The sequence below is a fragment of the Rhizobacter sp. P2_H2 genome (genome assembly GCF_056403375.1).
In genome coordinates this window covers 1-2308 of sequence record NZ_JBFUFP010000882.1, presented here as the reverse complement: position 1 = coordinate 2308, position 2308 = coordinate 1, and the positions used below count along the sequence as shown (strand labels likewise).

General features: G+C 70.6%; 2 protein-coding genes. Both read left to right on the top strand.

Translation table 11 applies throughout. From position 1 onward, the window contains the following. Positions 1–1161, top strand: a 1161-nt coding sequence (locus AC1D15_RS27700; RefSeq protein WP_477828533.1) for a methyl-accepting chemotaxis protein, incomplete at its 5' end; no start/stop codon positions are given. An 8-nt stretch (positions 1162–1169) separates the two neighbouring features. Next, positions 1170–2308: MCP four helix bundle domain-containing protein (locus tag AC1D15_RS27695; RefSeq protein ID WP_477828532.1), on the top strand; the 1139-nt coding region annotated here is incomplete at its 3' end.

The window sequence follows — 2308 nt, the reverse complement described above, 5'->3', positions numbered from 1 at the left end:
CCGAACCTCGATGCGCAGAAGAACAGCGGCGACTTCGTCGCGCTCGAAGCCCTGCTGGCGGGCGATTTCGACAAGACCCGCAAGAGCTACCAGGCGGCCGTCGACGAGCTCGCCGCGCTGGCCACGGCCCGCGCCGCTGCCGCGCAGGAGCATGCAGAGACCGGCACCAACCTCGCGGCCACCGTGGTCGGCGTGCTGGTGCTGGTGTGCGTCGCGATCGCCGGCGGTTTCGGCTGGTGGCTGACCCGTTCGATCGCCGCGCCGATCGGCGAAGCGGTGCGGCATGCCCGCGCGATCGCCGGCGGCGACCTGTCGCAGACGCTGTCGATCCAGGCCGGCGGCGAAGCCGGCGAGCTGGCACGCGCGCTGGCCGACATGCAGGCCTCGCTGCGCCGGCTGGTCGGCGAGGTGCGCAGCACCACCGACAGCATCACGACCGCGAGCGCCGAGATCGCGACCGGCAACCAGGACCTGAGCGTGCGCACCGAGCAGACCGCGAGCAACCTGCAGCAGGCGGCCTCGTCGATGGAGCAGCTGACCGGCACCGTCAAGCAGAGCGCCGATTCGGCCCGCCAGGCCAACCAGCTGGCCTCGTCGGCCGCCGAGGTCGCCGCCCGTGGCGGCTCGGTCGTCGCCCAGGTCGTCTCGACGATGGACGAGATCAATGCCAGCTCGAAGAAGATCAACGACATCATCGGCGTGATCGACGGCATCGCGTTCCAGACCAACATCCTGGCGCTGAACGCCGCGGTCGAAGCCGCGCGTGCCGGCGAACAGGGCCGCGGCTTCGCGGTSGTCGCCAGCGAAGTGCGCAGCCTCGCGCAGCGCAGCGCGCAGGCGGCCAAGGAAATCAAGGGCCTGATCGGCGCCAGCGTCGACCGCGTCGAGGCCGGCTCGCGCCTGGTGGCCGATGCCGGCAAGACGATGAGCGAGATCGTCGGCTCGGTGCAGCGCGTCTCGAACATCATCGGTGAAATCACCGCCGCCTCGTCCGAGCAGAGCGACGGCATCGGCAGCGTCAACGCCGCCGTGACCCAGCTCGACCAGATGACGCAACAGAACTCGGCCCTCGTCGAAGAGAGCGCCGCGGCCGCCGAGAGCCTGAAGGACCAGGCGCTGCGCCTGTCGCAGGCCGTCGGCGCCTTCCGACTCGAACACTGAGACACACCATGCGCATTCAAGACCTCCGCATCGGCACCCGCATCTGGTTCGCCGTCGGCACCTTCATCGTCGCGCTGCTGGCGCTGATCGCCTTCGCCGCGTGGCGCTCGGCCCAGGTGCAGGCGTTCTCCGACGAGGCGCTGGCGCTGTCGGAAACCAAGATCCGCACGGCCGCCCGCTGGGCCGGCCTGACCGAGGCCGCGGTGTCGCGCGCCCAGGCCGGCGCGATCAGCAGCGATCCGTCGGTGCGCGTCGCGTTCAAGGAGACCAACGACAAGGCCATCGCGCAGATCACCGAGCTGCAGAAGCAGCTGAAGGAGCTGCCGCAGACCGAGGCCGAGACGCAGCAGATGGCGAAGATCGCCGCCGACCGCAAGGTCGTGCTCGACACCTCGGCCGAGATCACGAAGAAGAAGGAAGCCGGCGACCAGGAGGGCGCCCGCGCGCTGGCGATGGGCGGCTTCGCGCAGGCCGTCGACACCTACATGCAATCGCTGCGCGGCTTCGTCGCGCTGCAGGAGCAGGCGGCCCAGGCCACGCGCGAACGGCTGTCGGCCGAGCGCCGCAAGACGGTGATGGTGGCGGCCGGCGTGGTCGGGCTGATCATCCTCGGTGCGCTGTTCGGCACCTTCGCGCTCGTCGGCTCGATCCGCCGCCCGCTCGGCGAAGCGATCGCGCTGGCCGACTCGATCGCCGGCGGCGACCTGAGCCCGCGGCCGGCCGTGATGCGCGGCGACGAGATGGGCGACCTGATGCGCGCGCTGCAGACGATGACGGCCGCGCTCGGCCGCGTCGTGCAGCAGGTGCACACCGCCAGCGACAGCATCCGAACCGCCAGCACCGAGATCGCCAGCGGCAACCAGGACCTGAGCGCCCGCACCGAGCAGACCGCGTCCAGCCTGCAGCAGACCGCCTCGTCGATGGAGCAGWTGACCGGCACCGTCAAGCAGAGCGCCGACTCGGCCCGCCAGGCCAACCAGCTGGCCTCGTCGGCCGCYGARGTCGCGGCACGCGGCGGCTCGGTGGTCTCGCARGTCGTSACSACGATGGACGAGATCAATGCCAGCTCGAAGAAGATCGCCGACATCATCGGCGTGATCGACGGCATCGCGTTCCAGACCAACATCCTGGCGCTGAACGCCGCGGT